Origin of the sequence: Lyngbya sp. CCY1209, assembly GCF_035615495.1 — a bacterium.
Lineage (GTDB): Bacteria > Cyanobacteriota > Cyanobacteriia > Cyanobacteriales > Microcoleaceae > Limnospira.
In genome coordinates, this window is the sequence record NZ_JAJENU010000368.1 from 1 (window position 1) to 307 (window position 307).

Consider the following 307-nt stretch of genomic DNA (forward strand, 5'->3'; position numbering starts at 1 on the left):
GGTGTCCCGGCTTTCGTGTCGTCAAATACACCATTGTCAATAACCCCGGCTTTTAACCATTGTCTGATATTGCGCCTGATGGTCGTTGGACAATGAAGTTTGGATAGTAGGTAATCATGGTCAATCTGGTCGAAACATTTGGCTATATCAGCATCAAGGATGTAGTATTCCCCTTGATTAATTGCTGTGTGTATTCTGCCAATTGCGTCGAGGGTTGTGCGTCCGGGTCTAAACCCATAGCTTGTTCCCTCGAATTTAGGTTCCCAGTAGGGTTCCATTGCCATCTTGACCAAGGCTTGCTTGGCTC

Annotated in this window: 1 protein-coding gene; it reads right to left on the bottom strand. The window is 46.6% G+C overall.

All coding sequences use genetic code 11. From position 1 onward, the window contains the following. On the bottom strand, positions 1-307 hold a 307-nt coding region (locus LKE08_RS10490; RefSeq protein WP_324704169.1), incomplete at both ends, for a reverse transcriptase domain-containing protein.